Origin of the sequence: Yinghuangia sp. YIM S10712, from assembly GCF_051388935.1 — a bacterium.
Taxonomy (GTDB): domain Bacteria; phylum Actinomycetota; class Actinomycetes; order Streptomycetales; family Streptomycetaceae; genus Yinghuangia.
Genome location: NZ_JBPKBI010000022.1, coordinates 15,690 through 40,287, shown reverse-complemented (window position 1 = coordinate 40,287; position 24,598 = coordinate 15,690). Strand labels below are relative to the sequence as shown.

General features: G+C 71.0%; 21 protein-coding genes. 9 read left to right on the top strand and 12 right to left on the bottom strand.

Going from position 1 to position 24,598, the window contains the following annotated elements; genetic code table 11:
- Window positions 1–192: 192 nt before the first annotated feature.
- A complete protein-coding gene (locus ACRX5W_RS29115; RefSeq protein ID WP_436791344.1) occupies window positions 193–753 on the bottom strand; it encodes a DUF6643 family protein in 561 nt (186 codons plus the stop codon).
- 325 nt (window positions 754–1,078) lie between these two features.
- Between ACRX5W_RS29115 and ACRX5W_RS29110 the strand changes: the two genes are divergently transcribed.
- Complete coding sequence (locus ACRX5W_RS29110; RefSeq protein WP_436791343.1) at window positions 1,079–2,095, top strand: ADP-ribosylglycohydrolase family protein; 1,017 nt, start codon at window positions 1,079–1,081, stop codon at window positions 2,093–2,095.
- 77 nt (window positions 2,096–2,172) lie between these two features.
- Here the strand turns inward: ACRX5W_RS29110 and ACRX5W_RS29105 are convergent, their stop codons facing one another.
- From ACRX5W_RS29105 to ACRX5W_RS29080, 6 genes are all read right to left on the bottom strand, one after another.
- Window positions 2,173–3,393, bottom strand: coding sequence for a DegT/DnrJ/EryC1/StrS family aminotransferase (locus ACRX5W_RS29105; RefSeq protein WP_436791342.1), 1,221 nt, complete (start codon window positions 3,391–3,393; stop codon window positions 2,173–2,175).
- On the bottom strand, window positions 3,384–4,748 hold the full coding sequence (locus ACRX5W_RS29100) for a hypothetical protein (RefSeq protein WP_436791341.1): 1,365 nt from the start codon (window positions 4,746–4,748) through the stop codon (window positions 3,384–3,386). The genes ACRX5W_RS29105 and ACRX5W_RS29100 overlap by 10 nt, the downstream gene beginning before the upstream one ends.
- 101 nt (window positions 4,749–4,849) lie before the next feature.
- Window positions 4,850–6,037 carry a GNAT family N-acetyltransferase gene (locus tag ACRX5W_RS29095; protein WP_436791340.1) on the bottom strand — a complete coding sequence of 396 codons (1,188 nt, stop codon included), beginning with the start codon at window positions 6,035–6,037 and terminating at the stop codon, window positions 4,850–4,852.
- Window positions 6,034–7,224, bottom strand: a complete 1,191-nt coding sequence (locus tag ACRX5W_RS29090; protein ID WP_436791339.1) for a glycosyltransferase — start codon at window positions 7,222–7,224, stop codon at window positions 6,034–6,036. The genes ACRX5W_RS29095 and ACRX5W_RS29090 overlap by 4 nt, the downstream gene beginning before the upstream one ends.
- Complete coding sequence (locus ACRX5W_RS29085) at window positions 7,221–9,221, bottom strand: AAA family ATPase (protein WP_436791338.1); 2,001 nt, start codon at window positions 9,219–9,221, stop codon at window positions 7,221–7,223. Before ACRX5W_RS29085 ends, ACRX5W_RS29090 begins: the two co-directional genes overlap by 4 nt.
- Before the next feature lie 162 nt (window positions 9,222–9,383).
- Window positions 9,384–10,532, bottom strand: coding sequence for a glycosyltransferase (locus tag ACRX5W_RS29080; RefSeq protein WP_436791337.1), 1,149 nt, complete (start codon window positions 10,530–10,532; stop codon window positions 9,384–9,386).
- Window positions 10,533–10,760: 228 nt separating this feature from the next.
- Here ACRX5W_RS29080 and ACRX5W_RS29075 point away from each other — a divergent pair, with 228 nt between their 5' ends.
- The 5 genes from ACRX5W_RS29075 to ACRX5W_RS29055 all read left to right on the top strand — a co-directional run bounded on the left by ACRX5W_RS29075 (window position 10,761) and on the right by ACRX5W_RS29055 (window position 16,389).
- Window positions 10,761–11,906: a glycosyltransferase family 4 protein gene (locus ACRX5W_RS29075; RefSeq protein ID WP_436791336.1), complete on the top strand. Its 1,146-nt coding sequence runs from the start codon at window positions 10,761–10,763 to the stop codon at window positions 11,904–11,906.
- Window positions 11,907–12,067: 161 nt separating this feature from the next.
- Window positions 12,068–13,207 (top strand): ABC transporter permease, encoded by a 1,140-nt coding sequence (locus ACRX5W_RS29070; RefSeq protein ID WP_436791335.1) that lies wholly within the window; start codon window positions 12,068–12,070, stop codon window positions 13,205–13,207.
- On the top strand, window positions 13,197–14,372 hold the full coding sequence (locus tag ACRX5W_RS29065) for an ABC transporter ATP-binding protein (RefSeq protein WP_436791334.1): 1,176 nt from the start codon (window positions 13,197–13,199) through the stop codon (window positions 14,370–14,372). Before ACRX5W_RS29070 ends, ACRX5W_RS29065 begins: the two co-directional genes overlap by 11 nt.
- 32 nt (window positions 14,373–14,404) lie before the next feature.
- Window positions 14,405–15,496, top strand: coding sequence for a glycosyltransferase family 4 protein (locus ACRX5W_RS29060; RefSeq protein WP_436791333.1), 1,092 nt, complete (start codon window positions 14,405–14,407; stop codon window positions 15,494–15,496).
- A complete protein-coding gene (locus ACRX5W_RS29055; RefSeq protein WP_436791332.1) occupies window positions 15,493–16,389 on the top strand; it encodes a glycosyltransferase in 897 nt (298 codons plus the stop codon). Before ACRX5W_RS29060 ends, ACRX5W_RS29055 begins: the two co-directional genes overlap by 4 nt.
- A gap of 156 nt (window positions 16,390–16,545) precedes the next feature.
- Here ACRX5W_RS29055 and ACRX5W_RS29050 read toward each other — a convergent pair whose 3' ends face one another.
- Together ACRX5W_RS29050 and ACRX5W_RS29045 are read right to left on the bottom strand one after the other, a co-directional pair.
- Window positions 16,546–17,226: a uracil-DNA glycosylase gene (locus tag ACRX5W_RS29050; protein ID WP_436791331.1), complete on the bottom strand. Its 681-nt coding sequence runs from the start codon at window positions 17,224–17,226 to the stop codon at window positions 16,546–16,548.
- Window positions 17,227–17,237: 11 nt separating this feature from the next.
- Entirely contained in the window at window positions 17,238–18,392 is a 1,155-nt protein-coding gene (locus ACRX5W_RS29045; RefSeq protein ID WP_436791330.1) for a glycosyltransferase family 4 protein, read from the bottom strand.
- Between the two features lie 126 nt (window positions 18,393–18,518).
- Here ACRX5W_RS29045 and ACRX5W_RS29040 point away from each other — a divergent pair, with 126 nt between their 5' ends.
- The 3 genes from ACRX5W_RS29040 (at window position 18,519) to ACRX5W_RS29030 (ending at window position 20,937) form a co-directional block, all read left to right on the top strand.
- A complete protein-coding gene (locus tag ACRX5W_RS29040; protein ID WP_436791329.1) occupies window positions 18,519–18,998 on the top strand; it encodes an Appr-1-p processing protein in 480 nt (159 codons plus the stop codon).
- Window positions 18,999–19,144: 146 nt separating this feature from the next.
- Entirely contained in the window at window positions 19,145–20,305 is a 1,161-nt protein-coding gene (locus ACRX5W_RS29035) for a glycosyltransferase family 4 protein (protein ID WP_436791328.1), read from the top strand.
- Between the two features lie 35 nt (window positions 20,306–20,340).
- A complete protein-coding gene (locus ACRX5W_RS29030; RefSeq protein WP_436791327.1) occupies window positions 20,341–20,937 on the top strand; it encodes a class I SAM-dependent methyltransferase in 597 nt (198 codons plus the stop codon).
- 78 nt (window positions 20,938–21,015) lie between these two features.
- Here ACRX5W_RS29030 and ACRX5W_RS29025 read toward each other — a convergent pair whose 3' ends face one another.
- From ACRX5W_RS29025 to ACRX5W_RS29015, 3 genes are read right to left on the bottom strand one after another with little or no spacing between them, the layout of a single operon-like run.
- The gene (locus ACRX5W_RS29025) at window positions 21,016–22,098 is read right to left on the bottom strand and encodes a glycosyltransferase family 2 protein (RefSeq protein ID WP_436791326.1); all 1,083 of its coding nucleotides are present in this window, start codon (window positions 22,096–22,098) and stop codon (window positions 21,016–21,018) included.
- Window positions 22,095–23,159, bottom strand: coding sequence for a GNAT family N-acetyltransferase (locus ACRX5W_RS29020; protein WP_436791325.1), 1,065 nt, complete (start codon window positions 23,157–23,159; stop codon window positions 22,095–22,097). Before ACRX5W_RS29020 ends, ACRX5W_RS29025 begins: the two co-directional genes overlap by 4 nt.
- 4 nt (window positions 23,160–23,163) lie before the next feature.
- Window positions 23,164–23,925, bottom strand: a complete 762-nt coding sequence (locus ACRX5W_RS29015) for a polysaccharide deacetylase family protein (RefSeq protein ID WP_436791324.1) — start codon at window positions 23,923–23,925, stop codon at window positions 23,164–23,166.
- Between the last annotated feature and the right edge of the window lie 673 nt (window positions 23,926–24,598).

Genomic DNA, 24,598 nt, shown 5'->3' with positions numbered 1-24,598 from the left:
CGCAAACGACCGGCGTCCCGCTTGGGCACGCCGAGCCCGTCCAGCCCGCATCGGCCGCGATCACGACGCGGAACTCACCGCAGGCGATGGGCGTGCTGCCGCTGCCGGTGACCGCACGGGGCCACTCGTGCGGGCGAAGTCCCTTGCCGACGTGGCGCGTTGCTCAGGCCGTCGGTGTTCCGGCTCGGCCGGTCAGTACCGGTCCTGGAAGCCACTCGGCTCGGGACGGCCCGGGACGCGGGGCGGCGGGACCTGGCCGGTGTACGGCTGCGGCGGGGGCGGGGCGGGGCGGTAGCCCTGCGGCGCGCCGGGGGCCGGGCGGTAACCCTGGGGGAGCGGCTGCGCATACTGCTGCGGGGGCGCCGGCGCGTAGTGGGCCTGCGGAACGACCGGCGCCGCCGCGTAGCCCGCACCGTAGTTGCCGCTCGGCGGCGACGAAGGGGCCTGCTGGGCGCCGGCGTACGGCACCGGGGCAGCCGCGTAGCCGCCCGTGGGCGACGACTGCGCGGAAGGGCTCGAATACGACGAACTCCCGTACGAAGAACCGGAGTACGAGGAAGGCAGCGCGGGCAGCGCCGGCAGGGCCGGGCGGTCGCCGAAGCGCGAGTAGTGTCCGAGCCCGGTGAAGTCCGGCGCGGGCACATGCATGGGTCCGATCTCCGGGCGGCCTCGCTCGGCCACCAGACGGTCGTAGATCGGGGTCTCCGAATACGGCGAATAGAAGCCGCCGTCAAAGGCTCGAGCCGAGGTCATGGGCGCTAAGGTACGCGATCCGCGCCCGTTGCGAACCCCCTTGGCGCTGTCGATTTTCCGGGTTACACGTTGCTTTTACGCCAACGACCCGAACCACCCCCCGTCCATGCAACCTGCACGTAACTTATGGCGGGTGGCATGGGTGGATTTCCATCCGATTGGGGGTTTGGCGTACTGGTGTGCGACGAGGTGTGGCCATAACGCGTCCGTCGGCGCATGATGGCCACCTGCGCCGCGACAACCCGAGCGAGACCCGCGCGATGTCCCCGAGCGATATCCCGAGTCAGCCGGTCACACATGACGCCACCCGAAGGGGAGGGACGCCGTGCGACGTGAACGAGCAGAACCGAGACCTGTCGACGACGCCGCAATCGACGCGGGGCTGCCGCCCGCCGGGCCGCCGGATCCGCCCCCGCCCGATGACATCCTCCTCGACCGCATCCAGGGCGGCTGGCTCGGCCGCTGCGCCGCCGCGCACCTGCCCGACCACCCCGGCGAACTCCCCGACCTGCGCGATCGCCGCGACACCGTCGACCGGGCGGTGCTGACGCTGCGCATGCTGGAGACGTACGGGCCGGGGTTCACCCATGAGCAGATGGGTTCCCTGTGGCTGCTGGCCCTGCCGTTCCTGCGGCCGGGCGGGGCGGAGCAGGCCGCGTACCGCATGTTGGTCGACGGTGCCGTGCCGCCGTGGGGGGCCGGCGCGGCGGTCGGGCCCGAGTCGTTCCAGGAGGCCGACGACGCGCTGCCGCGCGCCGACCTGTACGGCTACGTCGCCCCCGGCGACCCCCGGCGCGCGGCGCGGCTCGCCCGCAAGGACGCGCAGCTGTCGCATGTCGCCAGCGGCCTGTACGGCGCGATGTGGATCGCCGCGCTCACCTCGGCCGCGTTCACCGCACGCGACGCCGCCGAGGCCGTCTCCGTCTCGCTGCGGCACATCCCCGTGCGCTCCCGTCTGTTCGAGGCGCTGTGCGAAGTGCTGGTCGCACACGCGCGCCGACGCTCGTGGGCCGTGGTCGTGGGCGATGTGCGGCGCGCGTACGGCCACTTCGGCGAACACCACGCGGTCGGCAACTCCTGCCTGATCGCCGCCGGTCTGCTGTGGGGTGAGGACGACTGGGGCCGCAGCGTCGCGCTGACCGTCGAGGGCGGTTGGGACACGCCCGTCGACGCCGCGGTGACCGGGTCCGTCGCGGGGGTGCTGGGCGGCACGGACGGCATCCCGGCCGAGTACCGGCACGCCGCCGTCGACCGCGTCCACACGGCGGTCCCGGACGCGGGGGAGTGCCGTATCGCGGACCTGGCCGGACGGACGTACGCGCTCGCGCACCGAGGTTGGTGAGCCGGCGGCGGCAGGACCGAGAGCGAGGGACGAAAGGGCCGTCCCGCGGCACCTTTCGTCCCTCGCGCGTCAGGCCTTCACAGCTTGGCCGCGTGTTCTCGGATGCGCACGACCGCGTCCGCGACCCGCAGCACGGTCGCCTCGTCCATGTGCGACCACAACGGCACCGTCAGCACCCGCTCGGCCATTTCCTCCGTCACCGGGAGCCGCGGCGCGTCACCCTCACGGGTGTACGCCTTCTGTGTGTGCACCGCCGGGTGGAAGTAGCGGCGCGAGTCGATGCCCTCGGCGCGCAGCGCGTCCGCGAGCTTCGGGACGTCGCAGCCGAACAAGGACGGGTCGACGATCAGGGTCAGGTCCTTCCACGTCGACGTGTCGCCCTCGGCGAGCGCCGGGAGGCGTACGCCGGGCAGGCCCGCGATCCGGGCCGCGAACGCCGCCGCCAGTTCGCCGCGGTGTGCGACGCGCTCGGGCAGCGTGCGCAACGACACCAGTGCCAGCGCGGCGTGCAGTTCGGACATCCGCGCGTTCAGGCCGGGGAAGACGCAGTCGTAGTCGCCCGGGTTGCCGTAGCCGCGCCCGAGGCGGATCTGCTCGGCGAGCGCCGCGTCGCGGGTGGCCACCAGGCCCCCCTCGGCGGCCACGACGACCTTGGTCGGGCTCAGGCTGAAGACCTCGGCGGCGCCGAAGCCGCCGACGGGCACCCCGCCCCGGCGGCTGCCGAACGCGTGTGCGGCGTCGTACAGCAGCGGCACGCCTCGCTCGTCGGCGGCGGCCTGCAACTCCTCCACGTCGCACGGCGTGCCGTACACGTGGGTCGCCATCAGCGCCCGGGCCTGCCGCTCGGGCGGAAACCGCGCGGCGTCGATCGCCGCCGACGCCGAAGCCGGATCCAGGGTCAGCGTGTCGGGGGTGATCTCGGCGAAGACCGGCTCGCCGCCCGCCCAGTGGGCCGCGTGCGCGGTCGCGGAGAAGGTGAAGCTCGGCATCACCACGCGGTGTTTCGCGACGCCCAGCGCCTGGAGGGCGAGCATCAGGCCGCTGGTGCAACTCGACACCGCCACCACGTGCGGGACGTCCAGCAGCGCCGCGGCGGTTTCCTCCAGTTCGCGGACCGTGGCGCCGTTGGTCAACTGGCCGCTGTCCAGGATCGCTTCGAACCGCCGCGCCAACTCCTCGCGGTCCGGGACCTGCACGCGCGTCAGCGGCAGGCCCTCCGGGAACGCCGGCGTCCCCCCGAGCGCCGCCGGGACCGTCGCCTCCCGGGCCAGGCCCGGCACACCTTCCGTCACCGCCATCGCGGATCCCCCCTCCCTGCGGCCGGGACCGCGGCCCCGGCCGAACCGGTCGTTGCCGAAACGCCCGCTGCCTGCCTTCGGGGCCTTCCCGGATCCTTGCCGGGGCGCCGGCTCTTCGACCCGTTCGGCGACGCCCCTTCCCGGGGTTTGGGGATGGCCAGCAGGACGAGCACGAACGGGAAGACCTGGACCCGCTCCCGGGTCAGGATCCCGAAGTTCTTGATGTTGGCGAACGCCATCGCGAACACCAGCACGTACACCAGTGCGAACGCCAGATACGGCCGTCTGACCAGCAGCGCCGGCAACCGCCGCAGCCTGGCCAGCGACACCACCACCAGACCGAGCAGCAGCACGCCTTCGAGTGACGCCAGCAGCGCCTGCATGTTGTGCACCTCGAACGGAAACGGCCGGAACAGCACCGTCATCAGCGACTGCGGCAGATGCGCCGGAGAGATCACGCTCGACTGCTCGACGGTCTGCTGTGCCGAGCCGCCCTGCGACGTGAGGGTCTGCGTGCGGTTGACCACCTCGGTCGCCGACGCCGCGCTCAGATCGCTGGTGCCGAAGAACCTGCCGACCTGCTTCAGCGCGACCACCGCGCCCGCACCCAGCACCACCGCCCCCACCGCGGCCCGAATGGGCCCGAGCGCGGACACCTGCCGGGGTCTGGTCCGCAGCAGATAGCCGACGAGCAGACCGCACATGACCAGCACCGTCACGTGCGGCCGGACCATCGTCGTGCCGGTCATCCCCAGCAGCAGGAACACGTACGCGCCGCGCCGCCGCACGAGAAGCAGCGCGCAGCCGTACGCGCACAGCCCCAGCGTGAACAGCATCCACGTGTCCTTGCCGATCCCCGACGGCCAGAACAGCAGCGAGGGGAGAAAGAACACCAGCTTCGAATAGCGTTTGCGGTCACCGTCCGGATAGGCGATCGTGAACGCCCGCCAGCACAGATAAAGGCCCCAGAAGCCGATCCAGGAATACACCAGGTAACCGGAAATAATCGACTGGCCGACGAACGCGTAGACGATCCCGGTCAGAATGATGATGAATCCGGTGCCGATGACTTTGCGGCCGATATCCACGGTGAAGTCACCATCGCGGAACAGCACCGCGAGCTCGCGGCCCTCCATGTCGTACATCGCCGCGTCCGCATTGCCGCCGTACAGGTGAAACGACATCCAGTACCGCGCGAAGCAGGCCGCCAGCTTCGCGACCAGCGCCCACATCACGATTTTCTGGAACCACGGGTCGTCGTCGCGGGTCAGCCGCTCAAGGATCGGAATGCTCAGCGTCAGCAGGAGCGGAAAGACGATGAGCGCGCCCCACATGTCATACGCGCGGTTCTCCATCGACCACGCGAACACCGCGACATAGGCGCCGACCAGCCCGGTCGCGACGATGCCGCCCCACGGGATCCGCGGACGGCGGAACCGCGGCAGCGCGGTGCCGCTCAAAAGACCTCCAGGTCACCCAGTGCCAGATGCCAGGAGTTCAGTGTCAGGGGGTCGAGTCCGGCAGGCAGCGGGCGCAACGGCCGGGCCACCATGAGCATTCCGGTGCGCGGCGGCGTCGCGTAGCCGGCGTACCGCGCGGCCCGCGACGCGTCCGATCCGGGTGTCAGGTGCGTCGCGACGTGGTCGCACCCGGACAGCCCGGCGGCGGACAGCAGCCGGCGCGCGGTCATCCGGTCGCCGGGCCGAATCAGCAACTGCGACAGCGTGAACTCCGCCAAAGGCCCCCGCATGCGCGGCCGTCCGAACGCCACGCCGTCGAGCGTGCCCTGCCGGTACGCCGCGATCACCCGGTAGTCGAGGCCCGGCGCGGCCTCGTAGCGCCAGCGCAGGTAGGCCTCGGTCAAAGGGGTGCGCAGCCGGTCCGGCCACAGCGCGGCGTCCGCCGAGTCGGCGTCGCCGATCAGCTCCTCCAGGCCGTTGCGGGCCGCCGGGTCCGCGAAGAACTGGCGGACCGTCGGGAACCGGCAGCGGATCGCCGAGTCGTCCGCGGTCGCGCGGGGCAGCTCGGAGATGTCGGGCAGCGGAGCGGTCGAGGAGGACCCGGACGCGTACGAGCTGCTCACCGCGCCGCGCCCTCGCGTGCGCGCGAAGTCGGTCGACGTGGGTGCCTTCTCCGCTTCGCCCGAACGCAGTTCGCGCAGGCCCTTCGCGAACGCCAGTGGCCGGATGGGATGCAGCGCGATCGGGACCTTGCCCACCTCGCGCCAGCCCAACTTGAGGTATCCCGGCAGGCTGCTGGCGTTGGGCGTGTTGAACACCAGGTCTGTGTCGTCCGCGACCCGTTCGAGCAGGTCACGGGTGAGTTCGGTGAACAGGCCGCGGCCCTGCCACAACGGGTGCGTCGCGGTGTCGACCGCACGCACCGCCCGGACGGTCTCGCCCTGGTGGACGAACTCCCAGCGCAGGAACAGGCGTACCGCGACGATCGCCCCGTTCGGCGACTCGGCGACCAGACCCGGGCTGGCACCGAACGGGTTGTCGTGGTGCTTCCAGTCGAAGAACTCCTGCGTGCGCTCTCCCGTCGGGCCACCCGCGAGGGCCGCGCCCAGCAGGTCCAGCACCGCCGGCTCGTCGTCCTTCGCCAACTCTCTCACCAGGACGTCGCCTTCGTATCGGCTGGTCATCGTGCCAATACCTCCCGGTACACGTCCTCGATGCGCGACTGGGCGCCCGCGACGTCGAACGTCTCCGAACGCAGCCTCGCCGCCTTGCCCCAAGCCCTGCGCCGCGCCGGATCCGCCGCCTGCGCGAGGGCCGCCGCGAGTGCGGCGGGGTCCCCCGAGGGTACGACGCGGCCTTCCACGCCGTCAGTCACGATCTCCGGCATCCCCCCGACGTCCGTGACCACGACCGGCAGCCCGGTGGCCATCGCCTCCATCAGCGCGACCGGCAGGCCCTCCTGCCGCGAGCCGAGCGCGAACACGTCGAATGCGGGCAGGAGTTCGGGGACATCGCCGCGCGACCCGGTGAACACCACCGATCCGGCCAGGTCGGGACGCGCCGCCCGCTCTCTCAACTCCGCCTCCAGCGGGCCGAGTCCGACCAGCACCAGGCGCGCGCCCGGTTCGGTGCGGCGCAGCAGCGCATGGGCCTCCAGGAGCCCCGCGTGGTCCTTCTTCGCGGTGAAGTTCGCGACCACACCGCAGGTGTATGAGTCCGGGTCCAGGTCGAGCAGTCGTCGTGCCCGTTCCCGGGCACCCGCGCCCGGGACGACGCCGCCCAGATCGGGCCCGTGGTGGATGACGCGCAGCGGCTCGAACCCCGCCCGGGGGCGCGGCAGCCGTGTGGGGGTGATGGTGCCGGCGACGGCGTGCGACACCGCGATCACGGCGGAGTTGCGGCGGTACGTCCACGCGTTCGCGAGCCGGGTCGGGGTGCGATAGCGGTGCCACAAGTTGTGCTCGGTGTGGACCAGCGTCACCCGCCGGGCGGCCAACACACGTGCGGCGACGGCCGGGACGGGCATGTGCGTGTGCACGATGTCGTACTCGCGCGCGGTCACCAGGCGGCGCAGCCGCAGCGGCCAGGTGCGGTCGGCGGGCGCCACCGCCTCGGGGTGGCGCGGGTCGGCCGCCGGGCGGGAGCGGTCGCCGAGGCAGTGTACGGTCACCCCTGCCTCCCGCAGGGCGGGTACGAGGGCGTCCTTCCACGGCAGGACGTACGCCACCTCGACCTCGAAGCGCGTCCGGTCGACGTGCCGGGCACAGTTGACCAGCAACTGTTCGGCGCCGCCGCGGCCGAGGCCCTTGGTGAGCCACAGCACGTGCGTCTTCCGCGTGGAGGACGGCGGCATGGTCGCGTGCCCGGTCACGGGCGGTCCTCGGTGTCGGGGCGCCCGAACGGCCCGCGGCCGTCGTCGTGCGGGCCGAAGTGCCCGGGCTCGTCCGACTCGTCGCCGAGGAGCCCGCCGCCGAAGCCGCTCTTCGTCGCGTCGAACAGGTCGTCGCCGTCGGACCCCGGGCCGCGGCTGCCGGAGTGGCCCTCCCCGGCGGGCGGAACGCTCACCGTGCGCAACTCGGCAGTGCGCACCAGCGATTCGGGATCGGGCACAGTGCTCCCGGCCTCCAGGGCCGCCGACGCCCCGTTGCCGTTCGGCACGTCGTCGATGCCGCGCTGCGCCCAACTCGGCGCGGTGCGTTCACCGTTGTCCTCGGCCTCCGAGGCGGATCCCGATCGGCCGCGCATCACCAGGCCGGTGCCCGGCACGGACAGCGAGGCGAGCCCGCGCCCGCGCCCGCCGCGCACCCCGACCGTCGACGGGTCGGTGCCGATGAGGGCGATGCCCGCGACCGGTACGCCGGTACGCGTCAGCAACTCGGACACACGAGAGGCCTGATCGGGGGTCAGGTTGCCGCTGCGGGTCACCACCAGCATCGCGTCGGAGTGCTGCACGAGATCGTTGGTGTCGTTCGCGAACAGCAGCGGCGCGCTGTCCAGCAGCACGACGTCCGCGTGATGCCGGGCGCGTGCGATCACCTCGCCGACCCGCAGGAGCAGCGCTGCGGGGTAACTCGTGGGCGCGCCACCGGTGATCATCCGGACGTTCGGGACCTCGGTGGCCCGGATCACGTGCACGAGGTCGGTCTCCCGCTCCGACAACAGGAGTTCCGACAATCCGGTGCCGGGCTTGGCACCGAGGTACAAGTGCGCCTCCGGGTTGCGGAAGTCGCAGTCCAGCACGAGCACCGACCGGCCGGCCTCGGCGAGCGCCGCCGCCAGGTTCGCGACCGTGCTGGTACGCCCGTCACCCGGCCGAGGCGAGACGACGAGGATCACCGGCGCCGGGTCGGTGAAGCGGCGCGCCGGAAGCGACGAAGTCCGGCCGGGGCGCGGGGCCGTCTCACCCAGCCGGAACGCCAGCCCTGGGGGCCCGGACAACAACAGCGCCGATCGCAGCGACCGGTACGCCTCCGCCACGGGGCTCCCCGGCCGGGCCGCGACCAGGACCGCGTGGCCGGCACGCATCCGCCGCGACGCGCGCGGCACCTCGGCGATCACCGGCATCCCGAACGCGTCCTCGACCTGGAGCCGGCCGCGCAGGCGCATGTCCATGCGGTCGACCATCAGCGCCGCGACCAGGCCGAGCGCCAGGCCCAGCAGACCGGCGAGCGTGATGCGCAGCGGCCGCGACGTGGGCGCGAGAATGCTCGTCGCCGCGTCGGCGGAGCTGCGCAGGTTGTCCTGGACGACCACCCGCGGGTCGTTGAAAGGCTGCGACCACTTCTCGACCTGCGCGGCCAACGCCTCGTACGACGCCTTCTTGATCGTGAGGTCGGACTGCTCGACGCTCGTGGCCCGTTGCGCGGGCGGAAGCGCGTCGACCGCCTTGCCCAACCGGTCGACCTCGGCCCGGAGCTGGTCGAGCTGAGGCTTGAGGTCGTCGGCGCGCTGCTGGTATTGCGCGCGCTGCTTGGCCCCGAAGATGTCCTTGGTGGTTTCCGCCCAGGCACGCGCCAGGAGTTCGGTCTCCGCGCGCGTCGGACCCTCGGCGGTGACCCAGAAGACGCCGGCCTCGCTGTCGACGCCGGTGGTCACCTGGGCGGCGACGAGTGAGGCCTCCTTGCCCAGTTGCGTGGCGACTTCCTTTGCCACGTCGCCGCCGTCGGAGACGAACTGGACCTGGATGAGCGGAAATTCCTTGTCGGTCTCCGGGGCACGCACGACGGAGATCGTGCTGGACCAGTCGTCGCCCAGCGACTTGGGATTGTCGGGGGTGAGCATGAACCCGGCGACCAAGCCCACCGCCAGGCATGCCACCACCAGTTTCCAGCGGCGCTGCAAGACGGAGAAGTAGCTAGAGGTCTCCACCGGTCCCCCTCCGGACTGTGGTCATGGCGTGAGCGGACGGGCACCACACGTTCACTCGGCGGATCAACCGTAGTTGAGCGAACGGTTCTCGGGCCTGCTCGCTTGTGCCGGAACTGTGGAGGTTTCGGAAGTACGTTCCCCTGGGGGGCAACGGCTCGGCGGTCACGTGCGGCTGCCGGCCAGGGCGCGTGCGTAGAAGTCGACCATGCGGTCGCAGACCCGGTCGACGGTGAACGTGTCCATGAAACGCGCGGACGCGGCGGCCGCCTTGTCCTCGGCCGACGCACGGTCGGTGAGGGCGTCGATCAGCGCGTCGGCCAGTGCGGCGGCGTCCTCGGGCGGCACGAGCGTCGCGCACTCCGCCGACCCGACGATCTCGCGTACCGGCGGAAGGCTCGTGGCCACTACGGGAGTTCCGCAGCCCATGGCTTCGATGACCACGCTGCCCAGGCCCTCCCACCGCGACGACAGCACGAACACATCGGCGGCACCCATGAGTTCGGGGACATCCCGGCGCTCTCCGAGGAACCGGACCGCGTCCTCGCCGCCCACCGCGCCGGCGGCGGCACGCAGGCGCTCGGTCTGGGTCCCGGGCGGGCCCGCGAGCAGCAGCACGGCCTCGGGAACGCTGCCGCGCACCGTGCCGAACGCCTCGATCAGGACGTCGAGTCCCTTCTGATACTCCTGCCGAGCGGCGGCCAACAGGACCGGGGTGCCGCTGCCCAGCCCCAGCTCCGCACGCACCGAATCGCGCTGTTTTGTTGCCCGGGCCAGGAGTTCGGGATCCCGGCCGCGCGGGACCACCTCGATGCGGGAGCGCCGTACCGCGAGCCGACGGGCCATCACCTCGGCGACGTGGTCGGTCAACGCATGGAAACGGCGCACCCCCCGCGCGGTCGCCGCGTCGAGTGCCTGTGCCGCGCGCAGCTTCCACGGCCGCAGCGTCGGCGACGCGAACTGCTCCGTGCCGTAAGCCGAGTTGACCAGGCTCGACACGACCGGTACACGGCACGACACTGCCGCCGCACGCCCCGCCACATCAGCCTCGAACAACGTGGTGTGCACGAGGTCGGGCGCCCGGTCGCGGATGACCCGCCGCAGTCCGGCGACCGTGCCGGCACGCGAGCCGCGGTGGACACCGAACAGCCCGACGCCCGCTTCGCTCAACTCGGCCTGAAAACCGTCCACGTCCAGCAGGTACGCGACGTCGAGCTCGACACCGCGACGGATGAGATGCGCGGCCGTCACCGCCAACGCCTGCTCGGCCCCCCCGGCCCGATCGACACTGTCGATCACGTGCAACACGTGCACGGGCACTACCCCCATATATCGCCCAGAGCCCCTGCCGGAGACCTGGCACCACCCCGAGTACGACCCGCCGCACTCCCTATACGGCGATCCCCACGTGAGGGAGCGTAGCGAGCACGGCGGTGCCCCGGCCGGGTTGTGGGGAAGAAAGAGCCACCGCACAGTCGATTTCCTTCCCGTGCCCGTGCGAGCACGGCCCGGGACGCATGGATGTGTGGCAACCTGCGTGCCATGCACGGCTCATCGCCCCGAACACCCCGCGGCGGGGTGCTGCACGTGGTCACCGATCCGCGGCGCCGGGGAGCCCAGACCTTCGCCTACGACCTGCACCGCGAACTACGGTCACGCGGCGTCGCGTCCGAGATCGCGGCGCTGGCCCCGGACGCCGAGGCTTCACCAACCACGGTGTCGACGACGGGCGTTGGGCTCTCGATACCGACGCTCGGAAGGCGACGCCTCAGCCCGGACACGCTCGTGGCGCTGCGCGGACAGGCCGGGCGCGCACGCGTCGTCGTCGCCCATGGCTCGTCCACGCTTCCGGCCTGCGCGGCGGCCCTCGCGTTCGGGCGGACACCCTTCGTCTATGTGAACATCGGCGACCCCCGGCACTGGGCCGCAACGCGCCTGCGCCGCCTGCGGGTCGGCCTGCTGCTCCGCCGTGCGGCGGCGGTGGCCTCGGTGTCTCGAGTCGGGCGCGACCTGCTCATCGAGCGGTACGGACTGTCCCCGGGGCGCGTCCGGGCCATCCCGAACGGGCGCCGCCCCGACGCCTATCCCCGCGTGGACACCGCCTCACGGGCAGCCGCGCGCAAGGAACTGGGTGTCGCCGACGACGCAATCGTGATCGCCGCGGTCGGGGCCCTCAGTGCCGAGAAGCGGGTCGACCTCGCGATCGAGGCGTTCGCGCGACTGCGTGACGACCGGTGCCTGCTGCTCATCGCCGGGGACGGCCCACACCGCGGCCGACTCGCGGGCCTCGCCGCCGAACTCGCCCCCGGACGCGTGCGGTTCCTCGGAACAGTGGACGACGCCGGACCGGTCTACCGGGCCGCCGACGTGCTGCTGCTCACCAGCGACAGCGAGGGCGTCCCCGGGGTGTTGGTCGAGGCCGGGCTGTCGGGCATTCCGGCGGTCGCGACGGACGTGGGGTTCGTCCGCGACGTCGTCCTCGACGGCACGACCGGCGCGCTCGCCGCACGCGGCGACGCCGCCGCGGTCGCGGACGGCGTCCGGCGTGTCCTCGCGGACCGGGAGGCGTACGGGGAGGCGGCCCACCAACACTGTGTGGCGACGTACTCGATGCAATCCGTCGTGGACGCCTGGCAGGATCTCCTGGACGCGGTCGCGGGTCCGGTGGGGAGGACCGACCGCGCGTGACCACCATGCGGTATGCCAACAGGGGCCCGAGCACGGGGATTTCGGCATGGGGCGCCGGAACTCCGCGTACGGGGGATCGGGAGGATCGGACAAGAAGTGATTCGCGTTCATGGCCCTGCGCCATGTGCGAGAGTTGACGGCGGACCAGGGAGGGGGAGTCCGTGGGGGACGCTGTGGGGGGACCTTTCGGCGCGCGTGGGGAAGGCGCGCGACCGTATACCCGGATCAACGGCAAGGCGCATCAGCCGCCGAGGCCGCAGGCCGCCGCGCCGCCGAGCTCGGGCGCGCGGCAGACAAGCGCCGGCCGCGGCGTCGGGCAGCCACAACAACAGCATTCGAGCGGCGCGCAGGCGCAACTGCCGTCACCGGCAGCTCAGTACGCGCCGGGCGGCGCGGACGGCCGCCGAGAAGAACGCGCGTACGGCGTGCCCGCGGTCGTGGCCGTGCCGCGCGACCCGGCCGCGGGGCCGCCGCCCGAACTGCGCTTCAAACGACGCGTCGGGCTGCTGCGCGGTATCCGAGAGCTCTGGCATGCACGGGAGTTGGTGCGCACGCTCGCCGAACGCGACCTGCGGGCCCGCTACAAGCAGGCCGTGCTCGGCTTCGCGTGGGCGATCCTGACACCCGTCATGCTCATGGTCGTCTTCACGATCGTTTTCCAACGCGTGGGCAACGTCAGCGAGATCGCGCAGTCGCACGGCGCGCCGTACCCGCTGTTCAGCTACGTCGGCCTGCTCGGCTGGACCTTCTTCATGGCGGCCGTGACGCAGGGCGCCAGCGCCATCGTGTCCAACGGTCCGCTGCTCAACAAGGTCTACTGCCCGCGCGAAGTCTTTCCGCTGGCGACCATCATCGTCGCGCTGTTCGACATGATGATCGCCGCGATCGTGCTGGTGCTGCTGTTCGCCATCTACACCCAGGCACCCGCCGGCACCTCGTACATCGCACCGATCTTCCTGGTCATTCAAATCGAAGTCGCGCTCGGCGCCGCGCTGTTGCTGTCGGCATCCGTCGTCTACTTCCGGGACATCCGGCACATGCTCCCGCTGCTCATGCAGATGGGCATGTTCGCCACCCCGGTCGCCTACGGCCTCGACCAGATCACCAAGGAGTGGCTGGTGCCCTACGTCGCCGCCAATCCGCTCGCCGCGGTCATCGACGGCTACCGGCGCACGATGCTGTACGGACAGCAGCCCGACTGGCAGCTCACCGGCGTTGCCGCGCTCTCCGCGACGCTGATGCTGCTGATCGGCTACAGGATCTTCAAGAAACTCGAAACGGGGATCGCGGATGTCGCCTGACGGGAGCATCGAAGCCACCCACCTGTGGAAGCGGTTCCGCGCCGACAGCCGCCGCATGCTGCTGCGCGACAACCTCGGCCGCATCGTCCGCAAAGTGACCCGGCGCGACGCCGCTGACTGGCGCTGGGCCCTGCGGGACATCAACCTGCACGTCGAACCGGGCGAGGCCGTCGGACTGATCGGTTCCAACGGCTCCGGGAAGTCCACGCTGCTCAAGATGCTGACCGGGGTGATGTACCCGTACGCCGGAAGGATCGACGTACGCGGACGCATCGGAGCGCTCATCGAGGTCCGGGCCGGGATCCATCCCGACCTGACGGGCCGTGAGAACGCTTATCTCTACGGTTCTTTGCTCGGCCTCAAACGTGCCGAGGTCGCCAGGCGGTTCGACGACATCGTGGAATTCGCCGAGCTCGGCACCGCCATCGACCGCCAGGTCAAGTGGTACTCGTCCGGTATGCAGATGCGCCTCGGCTTCGCCGTCGCCGCGTTCCTCGAACCCGAAGTCCTTCTCGTGGACGAGGTGCTGGCAGTCGGCGACGCACTGTTCCAGCAGAAGTGCCTCGACCGCATGCGCGCGGTCCTCGAACAGGGCACCACGCTCGTCCTCGTCTCCCACGACCTCGCCGCCGTGGAGTCCATTTGCACGCGAGGCGTCTGGCTCGAACAAGGCGACATCCGCGCCGATGGTCCGATCCGGGCGGCTCTGCGCGGCTACCGAGACAGCGTCGAGGAGGAGACCGGGCTGCGGGTCAAGACCGACGAGCCCGTCCACGTCACGTACTGCGACGTGCGCGGCGTCGACAATCCCGGGCTCACCACGAGCGCCCCGATGGTCGTCGACCTCGACTTCGCCACCGAGCGCACCGGACCCGCGGTGCTGCACATCGGCGTCACCGAAGGCACCGCGAATCCCGTCTTCACCGCGCGACGGGACGTCTTCCTCGGATGGGCCGGCAACCAGGTGCGCTGCACCATCGGCCAACTCCCGCTGCCACGCGGACGCTACGCCCTGTGGGTGGGCATCTACGACAACGACGGCCACCCCCTGATGGGCTGGGCCCCGGTCCACCAGTTCGACGTCGCCGGCCCGGACCTCGACACACCGCCGCGTGCCGTGGTCATGGCGGCCCCGGTCTACGTCGACCACGTGTGGGAGTCGTGACCGCCGTTGCGCCCGGGGAAGCGGAGGGGCACATGAGCGACCGGCTCGTGTTCCTGCACGCGGGATCCTTCTCCGGATCCGCCGCCGGACTGCTCGGCGCGATGCGGGAGTTGGTCGATGTCACGGCGTACGACCTGATGCCGCTCGCCCGCGACCCCCGGTTGCTCGGTGCCCGGCTGCGCGCGACCGCCGAAGCGCGTCGCGCCGGCGCGGGGACGCCGTGGACCAAGACGTTCGCATGGCCGAAGGCCGTCCAGCGGCACGTCTCACGCAAGGGGCTGCTGTCACCGCAACCACCCCTGCTGATCGTGCAGTCGCTGCCCGCGATCGTGCCGCCGCGCGGAGTGCGGTACGGCGTCTACACCGACCGCGTCGGGCTCGAAGGGACGTCTGATCCGGACGACCCCGCAGGCGGCAGCGGCGAACACCGGTCGCGATACACACCCGGTTGGCTCGCCCGTGAACGCGCCATGATCGCCGGGGCCCACCGCGTCTACACGATGGGCCACAGCACGGCGGAGGCTGTGATGCGGCGCTACGGCGTACCGGAGGAACGGGTCGAAGTCGTCGGCGCGGGAGTCAACGTCCCCGCCGAGCCGCTGCCGCTGGAGCGGGAACTGCCGGGTGGGCCACCCGCGTTGCTGTTCGTCGGCGTCGAATGGGAACGCAAGGGCGGCCCCGAGCTGATCGAGGCCTTCGGACGGTTGCACGCCACGAACCCCGCGTGGCGCCTGACGCTGGCCGGCAGCCGACCGGCCGGCACGCTCCCTCCCGGCGTCACCGCCGTCGGGCGCGTGCCGCACGAAGGCATGCCCGAGATCTATGCGGCCGCGGATGCCGTGGTGATCCCCACGCACCGCGAGCCGTTCGGCATCGCCCTCATCGAGGCACTCACCCGCGGACTCCCGTGCGTCGGGACGACGGTGGGCAACCAGCGCACGATCGTTTCCGACGCCGGACTCCTCGTCGAACCGGGAGACGTCGACGCACTGACGCGCGCACTGCGCAGGCTCGACACCGACTACATCGAGCTCCGCAAGCGCGCTCACGCCCACGGTGCCGTACTGCGCCGCACGATGAGGTGGCCGTACGTGGCGCGCGTGATCCGGGAGGGCTTGGCATGACCGCTCGTGAGCTGCCACGCCAACCGCCGTCTGTGGCAGCCGTGTTCGTCACCTACAACCGAGCCCCGCTGCTGCGCGAGACGTTGACCGCACTGGCGAAGTCCACGCGCCCGGTCGACGAGGTGATCGTCGTCGACAACGCGTCGTCCGACGGCACCGCCGCCATGCTGGCCGCCGAGTTCCCCGACGTCACCCACATCGCGCTCGCTGCGAACACCGGGGCCGCAGGTGGCTTCGCGGCGGGGCTGCGGGCAGCCGAGGCGCACGGACACCACTGGGCCTGGCTCTTCAACGACGACGATCACCCGCTGCCCGAGGCACTCGACACGTTGCTCGGGCACCTCCCGGAACTGCCGCGCCGCACCGCGATGTTCGCGTCATGGTTGATCGACGACACCGGTGCCGTCGCCCGGCTCGGCTCCGGCTGGCGCAACCGCAGGCTGCCGCTCGTCCAACCGCCGCCGGACGGCAGCCCCTACCCCGTCGATGTGCTGATCTTCGCCGGTGCCCTGGTGAACACCGCCGCGGTGCGCGAACTCGGCCTGCCCAAGGCGGAGTACTTCATGATGTGGGAGGAGATCGAGTACTGCGTGCGCGCCCGCCGCGCCGGCTGGGCGGTCTACATCCTCCCCGAACCGCTGGTCGCGACGCTGCACGTCGGGGCCGCGTCGGCACCGCCGTGGCGGCTCTACTACCAGTCCCGCAACCACCTGGCGATGGCCTTGGAACACCGCTCGGCCGCCGAGATCTGGCACTGGGCGGTACGCCAGGCCAAATTCACCGCCGTCACACTGGCCCGCCAGGACCGCAAGGCGGCCCGCACGAAGGCCCGCGCGCTGGGCGCGTGGCACGCGCTGCGCGGGAGGACAGGCCGTACGGTGCCGCCGGTCTGACGGGGTGTTCGGCGGCACCGAGATCGCTTCTCGATCACTCGGAACTGCCCTGTGATCAAAGCGCGGCCCGGTCGCCGGCGGGAGCACTTGGGCTGCTGGCGGGCTTCGCGTTGTTCTCGGTGGCGGTCTGGGCGGTCTTCGTGCGGTACGACCGCGTCAGGGCAACCGCCAGTCGATCGGTTCCGCCCCCATCTGCTGCAACATCGAGTTCGTCCGGCTGAACGGCCGTGAGCCGAAGAAGCCGCCGTTCGCCGACATCGGGCTGGGATGAGCCGACTCGACCGCGGGCACCGAACTGCCCAGCAGCGGGCGCAGGTTGCGGGCATCGCGACCCCACAGGATGGCGGTCATCGGCTTGCCACGCTCCACAAGGGCGCGTATCGCCTGCTCGGTGACCGGCTCCCAGCCCTTGTCGCGGTGGGCGCCGGGCTTGCGGGGTGCGGTGGTGAGGGCGCGGTTCAGCAGCAGCACGCCTTGGCGCGTCCACGGTGTCAGGTCGCCGTTCGACGGCATCGGGAGACCGAGGTCGGTGGTCAGCTCACGGAAGATGTTGATCAGGCTGGGCGGGAGCGGGTGCACCTCGGGTGCGACGGCGAAGCTCAGCCCGATCGCATGCCCCGGTGTCGGGTACGGGTCCTGTCCGACGATGAGTACCCGTACATCGTCGAACGGCTGTTGGAACGCGCGCAGGATGTTCGCGCCCGCCGGGACATAGCTGCGGCCCTCCGCGATCTCGCGGCGCAGGAAGTCGCCCATCGCCGCGATATTGTCGGCGACCGGCTCCAAAGCCTTGGCCCAGCCTGCCTCGACGGTCTCATGTAGTGGTCGTGCGGCCATGGTGGGTCACCCTATCGGCCCACGCCGACACGGGCGGCGGCTGCGGCTTTCTCGTAGACATCGGCGAAGCCGTCGATCATCTTCTGCCGCGTGAAGCGGGCCAGCGCACGTTCCCGTGCGGCTGTGCCCATGGCGGTGCGCAGCCCGTCGTCGGTGACCAACTCACTTACGGCGGCGGCCAGTCCATCCCGGTCGCCCTTCGCGACCAAGCGGCCGGTCACGCCGTTGTCGACCACGTCGTTGACTCCGCCGACGGCCGTGCCGACGACCGGCAGACCGGCGCACATGGCCTCGGCGACGGCGATGCCGAACCCCTCGTAGTCCGACGTCGACAAGAACAGGTCGCCGGCGTCGAAGGCGTCCTGGAGCCGGGCCAGCGGCGGCACCAGATGAACGTGCTCGCCGATTCCCAACTCGTCGACCAGTTCCGCGATCTCGGGCCGCTGACGCCCGACGAGCGCGAACGCCACCCCGGTCTTCCCGACTGTCCCCAGCACGGCCGCGGCCACCCGGAAGAACAAAGGGATGTTCTTCTGACCCGAGCGGCCGACTCCCACGACCAGCCGCGCGTCCGGTGCCAGACCCAACTCGGCGCGCAGGCGCGCGCGTGCCGTGGGATCGGGGACGTGAGGCTCGACCCCCAGTGGTACGAGTGGCACTGCCGCGCGCCGCAGGCCGAGCAACGCGGCCGTCGAGTCCCGGACGTGTGACGAGTGCGCGAACGGTCGGAACCGCGACCGGGTGATCATCGACCGCTCGATCCGGTTCGTCCACTCGCTGTGCAGTCCGCCGGTCAGCGGTTCGTGCACCTCCATGACCCGTCCGGCCGACGGCACGGCGAGCGCAGCGGGCAGCGCGTGCCGGGCGGTGCCACTGTGTGCGTGGATCACGTCGGGGCGCAGTTTGCGTACGACAGCGGCGTAGCGGAGCGGGATGCGGAATTCCTGGACTTTGTCGGGCGGACCCGCGTAGTCCAGCGGATGGACCGTCACGTTCGGTCCGAGCAGATGGAGTTCGTCCTCCTCGACAGCCGGGCGTGCGGTCACGGCGTGGCAGTCGAATCGCGACGGATCCAACCCCGCGAGCACCTGCCGGCTCACCCGCGGTATACCGCCGCCGGTGCTCAGTCGCCACACGACATGGACAACCCTGATTCGACGCCGCATCGGCCCGGCTCCTCGGAATCCCCCAACAGCCGCACCCCCTGCGGCTGTTCCCCGCAGGCACGGTAACAAGGAGCGCCGCGTTTCGGGTAGCAGTCGGTGTCACCGCGTCCCGCTACCGTCGCCGGGATGACAGGCGGGATCAGGTACATACGCGGCGACGCCACCAGTCCGCAGGCAAAGGGCGTCAAGGTCATCGCCCATGTGTCCAACGATGCGGGTGGTTGGGGCAAGGGCTTCGTGCTCGCGCTGTCGCGGCGCTGGCGGGAACCCGAAGCGGCGTACCGGAAATGGCACCGTGAGCGAGCGCGCAACGACTTCGGCTTGGGTGCCGTGCAGTTCGTCCAGGTCGAACGCGATATCTGGGTCGCCAACATGATCGGCCAGCACGGCATCCGAACCGGCGGGCAGGGAAAGCCTGTTCGCTACCCCGCCATCGATACGGCCCTCGGCGGCGTTGCCACCCGGGCCCTCGAACTCGGAGCCTCCGTCCACATGCCCCGCATCGGCTGCGGACTCGCGGGCGGGCGCTGGGAGATGGTCGAGCCGCTGGTCATCAGAAATCTCGTGGAGCGCAGAGTGCCGGTCGCCGTCTACGACTTCGACTGACGACCGGATGTCCGCGCGCGGGACGCGCCACGACCAGTCGTCGTGGTGCGGGATCGGAGAACTTTCGGCACCGCCCGTGTCCTGCTGGCAGGATGGGCGCTCGGCGGCCGGGAGGGGAGCCCCGGCCCGTGGGGGGAGTCCAGCGCATGCGCGTTGTGGTGATCGTCGGGTACCCCGGCGTGCCGTGGGAGAACGACTGGGTCAAGGCGTCCGGGCACGCGGCCGAGGTCGTACGCCTGTCGAACACCGACGAGCTGACGTGGCCCCAGGTCACCGGAGCGCCCTATCTCGCCCAAGACCCCGACGATCCCCGGCACTACCAGATCAAGACGTTCAGCTGGCGTCCCTCGCGTATCTTCGGGCGCGTTTCGCACGCCATGATGGCCCGCAGATACCGGCAGGCCGTGCGGTACATCGCCGGCAGATACGGACCGGTCGACGTCGTCCACGCGCATTTCTACTGGGCGCACTATCTCGTGGCCATGAAAAGGGAGTTGGGCGTCCCCTACGTGGTCACCGAGCACCACACGTCCTGGCAGGGCCACTGGACCGAGCCGCCACCGAGCCCACTCGGCATCAAGCGGGCCCGCGAACTGTACGCCGGCGCCGCGACCGTGATCACGGTGTGCAACTCGCTTTTGGAGAAGATCGGTTCGTACGGCCTGACGGGTAACTTCGAGGTCATCCACAACCCTGTCGACGCGTCCGGATTCGCCCTGCCCGACGCTGCCCGGCTCGACCCCGGCCGGGACACGGTCGAGTTCGTTTCGGTCGCCCGTCTCGCACCCGCGAAGGGCTTCGACGTGCTCATCGACGCCTTCGCCGCCGCATCCCGGGACGATCCGCGGCTGCGGCTGACGATCGTCGGTGACGGCCGCGAGCGCGCGAAGCTGGAGGAGCAGGCGGCCCGTCTGCGCGTCGCCGACGTGATCACCTTCGCGGGGCGGCGACCGCGGACCGAGATCGCACGGCTGCTGAGCGTGTCCGACGCGTTCGTGCTCGCGTCGCGCGCCGAGAACCTGACCGTGGCGGTCCTGGAGGCGTGGTGCGCCGGGCTGCCCGTGATCACCACGGATGTCGGCGGCCACGGGGAGGTCATGGAGCCGCACCTCGGTCACCTCGTCCCGTCCGAGGACACCGCCGCGCTCGCGGACGCCCTGCGTGCGGTCGCGGCGGCGCCGCAGGCGTACGACCGGCACCGGATCGCGGTCGAGGCGCGCAAAAAGTACGCGCCCGAGGCGGTGGGCGCCGAGCTGGAACGGATCTACCGTTCGGCGGTCGCGGGCCATGAGGCAGGATCGGTGTAGCGGCAACAGCGCACGACGAGGAAAGGCGGTCGCACGTGGACGCGAAGGCATGGGACGAGCGGTACGCCGGAACAGAGCTGGTGTGGTCTGCCGAACCGAACCGCTTCGTCGCGGCGGAGACCGGCGACCTCCCACCCGGCCGGGCCCTCGACCTTGCCGCCGGCGAGGGCCGCAACTCCATCTGGCTCGCCAAGCAGGGCTGGCAGGTCACCGCCGTCGACTTCTCCGCCGCAGCCCTCGCGAAGGGCAAACTCCTCGCGGACGCCCAAGGCGCGAGTGTCGAATGGATCACCGCGGACCTGGTCACCTGGACCCCGAAGGCCGAGGCGTACGACCTGGTCCTGATCGCCTACCTGCACCTCCCCGAGGACGAGATGCAGTCCGTCCTCGCCAAGGCCGCCCACTCCCTCGCCCCCGGCGGCACCTTCCTCCTGATCGGCCACGACCTGGCCAACCTGACCGAAGGCGTCGGCGGACCCCAGGACCCGTCGATCCTCCACACCCCGGACAAGGTCTCCGCAGCCCTTCCCGGCGTGAACGTGACCCGCGCCGAACGAGTCCGCCGCCCGGTCACCGTCGAGGGCGAACCCCGCGAGGCCATCGACACCTTGGTCCGCGCGGTCCGCGCCTGAGCAGGCGGTCCGTTTGGCGGTCGGCCGACAACGGCGCAAGCTGCGGGGCCGTCCGAGCGCGAGTAGCTCGTGCCGTCGCTAAACCGGCCTCACTCGGTTGCTGTGCCAGCGGATCCAGTCTCGGCCTCGGCGGAGGGTGACGAGTGAGGTGACGGGGTTGAGGCGCCGGCAGCGGGTGGGGCCGAGGGCAAGGCGGGTGCGGACGCCCGGGTATTCGGGGAGGCGACGGACATCGGTCAACTCCGCAGCCAGGTCGTAGAGTTCCCGGATGGTCAGGCCGTCGGCGGACTCCTCGCCGGCATCCAGTGTGCGAATGACCTTGCGCAGTACGCCGCGTGCGAGTTTGCGGCGCATGGCGGCGCGTGACGCCTCGGCGTACGGGAGGTGTTTGCCGTCGTTGTCCAGGAACGACTCGTAGCCGTCGCGGAGTTGCTCCAGGCGCGCGCGGGCGTCGAAGGCCGAGTGGTGCATGTTGCTGTCGTGCATGCGGTAATAGGCCTGGTCGGCGTCCGGGAGCCAGCCGACCGAGCCCCGGCGGGCCAGGCGCAGCCACATCTCCAGGTCGCCCGAGTGCGGCAATTTCGGGTTGTAGCCGCCCGCGTCGTGGTGGGCGCTGGTACGAGCGACGACCTCGGGGGAGAGGATCAGGTTGCGGCCGGCTCGGAAGACACCCTGGATCCAGCGGTCACCGTTCCATGTCCGCGTTCGCGTGCCGGTGCGCGCCTCGGGGAGCGGACCGCCGCTGAGGAACTTGACCGGGTTGCCGTACACGAAGGTGATGTCGGGGTCGGCGGTCATGACGGCGGTGGCACGCGCCAAAGCGCCTGGGGTCAGCAGATCGTCGGCCGACAACAGGACGCAGTAGTCGCCGTCGGCCCACTCCAGCAGGCCCTCGTTGTAGGTGGCGATGTGTCCCTTGTTGGTCCTGTGCCGCTCGTATGTCACGCGTGCGTCGCGGGCCAACTCGGTACCCACGTCCGGGGTTTCGTCGGTTGAGGCGTCGTCGAGGATCAACACCCGTACCTCGACGCCTTTCTGGTCGAGGAGGCTGCCGACGTTTGACGGCAGGTAGCGGGCGTAGTTGTACGACGGAACAACGATGCTCACGCTCGGCAGCGGCGCGCCGGGTTCCGAGGCCTGCGGGAGTTGCTCTGCCGTCATGCTGTACTCGCCTTTCCGAGCCGTGACTTCGCCGTCGTGCGGCCGTGCAGCAGCAGCCGGGACAGTCCGCGTCCGGCGAGCCACGTGGTGTCGTGCCGGTCGACCGCGCCGAAGCGGTATTTGTATTCCTCCGCTCCGCGCAGGAAGTCGAACACCGTGGCGCCCTCCGCCCGTACCGCCGACACGGTCTCGGCGACGAGGACGGTGCCGAGGCTCAGCCGGGCGTACGACGGATCCCAGCCCGTCTGGTAGTACGAGAACGTGTCGCCCCACAGGAATCCGTAGAGCACCCCGACGGGCCCGTCCGGTCCCTCGGCGACCATTGCGCACGGGCCACGGCCCGGTGCGGCGCGACGCAGCAGCGCCAGATGGAACGGCTTGCGCGCGGTGTCGAACATCGTTGTGCGGCCCAGTACTTCTTGACGACGGGCGTGCAGGCGGAGGAGCACGTCGAACAGGTGCTCGTCGACCGCCCCCGGTGCCGCGAAACGGAACTTCACGCCCTCGGCCGTGAGCCGCCGCGTGTAGTGCCGCAGGTCCTTGCGGAACCGCGACGATCCGATGCGGGTGGGATCGGCCGGCATGGTCGGGCACGCCGTACGCTCGACGAGGCGTGCACCGGGCGGGACGAACGCCGCGCCGGTCGCATGGTCGAGGTTGGGAAGCCACAGCGTGTGCATCCGGGCGACCGCCGCGAACCAGCTCCGCACGTCGTCGGCTCGGGCGGGCGCGACCGCGAAGCCGCAGTGATCGGCCGCGGCGGCACCCGAGCCGAGCACGGTGAGGCAACGAGCGCCGCCCGGGAGCCGGGGATGCAATCGCTGACGGCTGTCCAAAAGCGGTACGACCGCGTCGATTTCACCGCCGGGCCCACGCCACACCGCGACCATCGCCGTACCGGCCGTCTCACCCCGGAAGGCCTGCCACCACGAAAGCACCCAGTCCGGTGTCGCGAAGTACGAGGTTTCACAGGCGGCGGCAAGGTCACGCCAGGCCGGGGTGAGCTTCTCCAACTCGACCGTGTCACACACTATTTCCGGCAGCGCCGACGGAATCCCCATCAGGTCACCCCAGCCCGCGCAGGGCGTGTACGGCAGGGTGCAGGCCCGACAGGATCGTCTCGAACCGGTCGGGAGGGGTTGTCGTCGCGACGCGCAGCCGCGAGATGCGCAGCGGATGGCCGGGAAGCCGCGGACCGAGTCGGTGGTCGAACAAGAACCCTGTCGTGTAACCGAGTTCATGCAACGCCCGCTCGGCGCGGACATCCCAGTTCCCGTTGGGATAGGCGAAGGCACGCGGCGTCCGGCCGAGCAGCTTCTTCAACTCCTCGTGTCCGGCGACGACTTCACGGCGTACGTCGTCATCCGAGCACCGGTCGAGCAGCGGATGCGTCGCCGAGTGGTTCTCCACCCGCACCCCGCCCGCTTCCAGCGCGACCAGCTCCTGGGCGGTCAATTGCGGTTGACGCACCGGATCTTGACCTGCCCGCAGCGATTCGAGGGCATCGAGCCGGGCCGCCTGCGGCACCGTCTTGAGATGCCGCAGCCACTGCGCCGCGGAGCGTCCGGCGACGACACGGTCGCCGACGAGCCGCTGCACCTCGTACCACCAGGAAGGTTGGTCCGTCCCGATCAAAGACGCGATCACGAACGCCACCGCGGGCACGCCGCGTTCGCGCAGCAGCGGCAACCCGTGCTCATAGACGCTGCGTTCGCCGTCATCGAAGGTGATCAGCGCCGCCCGCCCCGACAGCGGACGCCGGTTCGCGACCGCCTCCTCGACCTCGTCGAGCGAAACCGGCCGCGCGATGCGCAGCAACCGATCCAACTGCCTTGCGAATCCCGACGGGTCGTCAACCCCGTGGTATCCGAGCACCGCGAGCCGCCCGACGGCTCGCCCCCGAAACCACCACTGCGCCGGCGACCGCCGCAACACCGCGTCCCCGCCGCCCCGCAACGGCCCCCGCAGCCCAGACCCCAACTCCGCCCCCAGGAAACCGGCTTCCCGACGGCAAACTCCGCCCACCCCGACGGCGCTCGCCGAACCCCAATGACCGCACCGTAACAACATCGGCGCCGCGCCATGGGGCTTTCGCGCGGCTCGCAACAATCGACCGTGGACCCGGCCCGGTCGTCACCGAACCGGAGGCCCGGATACCCGATGCGGAGCGCAGTCGGCATCAACCGACGTGCAGAGCTGCGTACTTCAAGCCTTTGGTGATCCGGGATCGGCCAACGCGGGCCCGGCACGCCGGAATTCATGGAGAAACCACCCGCATGGCGGCTTGCGGAGGCCTAGGCTGGTGCGCGGGTGGGTCGCGTTCAGGTGGGGGAGCACAGGGACGCGGCTCAAGGGTCACGGCCCCGACGCTGCTCACGGCGGGGTGGAGAGACGCTGGGGTCTCATGGTGGGGGCGGAGTCGGTCATGCTCGGTGCGGGGGTCGTCGGGCGGGTCGAAGCTACGGCGACCTGCTTGGTGTGCGGCGGCGAACACCGCTGT

What these genes read in the sequence shown, in the direction of transcription:
- ACRX5W_RS29115 (WP_436791344.1), bottom strand. Translation starts at nt 753, where the DNA reads ATGACCTCGGCTCGAGCCTTTGACGGCGGCTTCTATTCGCCGTATTCG.
- ACRX5W_RS29105 (WP_436791342.1), bottom strand. Translation starts at nt 3,393, where the DNA reads ATGGCGGTGACGGAAGGTGTGCCGGGCCTGGCCCGGGAGGCGACGGTC.
- ACRX5W_RS29100 (WP_436791341.1), bottom strand. Translation starts at nt 4,748, where the DNA reads ATGGAGAACCGCGCGTATGACATGTGGGGCGCGCTCATCGTCTTTCCG.
- ACRX5W_RS29095 (WP_436791340.1), bottom strand. Translation starts at nt 6,037, where the DNA reads ATGACCAGCCGATACGAAGGCGACGTCCTGGTGAGAGAGTTGGCGAAG.
- ACRX5W_RS29075 (WP_436791336.1), top strand. Translation starts at nt 10,761, where the DNA reads ATGCACGGCTCATCGCCCCGAACACCCCGCGGCGGGGTGCTGCACGTG.
- ACRX5W_RS29065 (WP_436791334.1), top strand. Translation starts at nt 13,197, where the DNA reads ATGTCGCCTGACGGGAGCATCGAAGCCACCCACCTGTGGAAGCGGTTC.
- ACRX5W_RS29060 (WP_436791333.1), top strand. Translation starts at nt 14,405, where the DNA reads ATGAGCGACCGGCTCGTGTTCCTGCACGCGGGATCCTTCTCCGGATCC.
- ACRX5W_RS29055 (WP_436791332.1), top strand. Translation starts at nt 15,493, where the DNA reads ATGACCGCTCGTGAGCTGCCACGCCAACCGCCGTCTGTGGCAGCCGTG.
- ACRX5W_RS29050 (WP_436791331.1), bottom strand. Translation starts at nt 17,226, where the DNA reads ATGGCCGCACGACCACTACATGAGACCGTCGAGGCAGGCTGGGCCAAG.
- ACRX5W_RS29045 (WP_436791330.1), bottom strand. Translation starts at nt 18,392, where the DNA reads ATGCGGCGTCGAATCAGGGTTGTCCATGTCGTGTGGCGACTGAGCACC.
- ACRX5W_RS29040 (WP_436791329.1), top strand. Translation starts at nt 18,519, where the DNA reads ATGACAGGCGGGATCAGGTACATACGCGGCGACGCCACCAGTCCGCAG.
- ACRX5W_RS29035 (WP_436791328.1), top strand. Translation starts at nt 19,145, where the DNA reads ATGCGCGTTGTGGTGATCGTCGGGTACCCCGGCGTGCCGTGGGAGAAC.
- ACRX5W_RS29025 (WP_436791326.1), bottom strand. Translation starts at nt 22,098, where the DNA reads ATGACGGCAGAGCAACTCCCGCAGGCCTCGGAACCCGGCGCGCCGCTG.
- ACRX5W_RS29020 (WP_436791325.1), bottom strand. Translation starts at nt 23,159, where the DNA reads ATGGGGATTCCGTCGGCGCTGCCGGAAATAGTGTGTGACACGGTCGAG.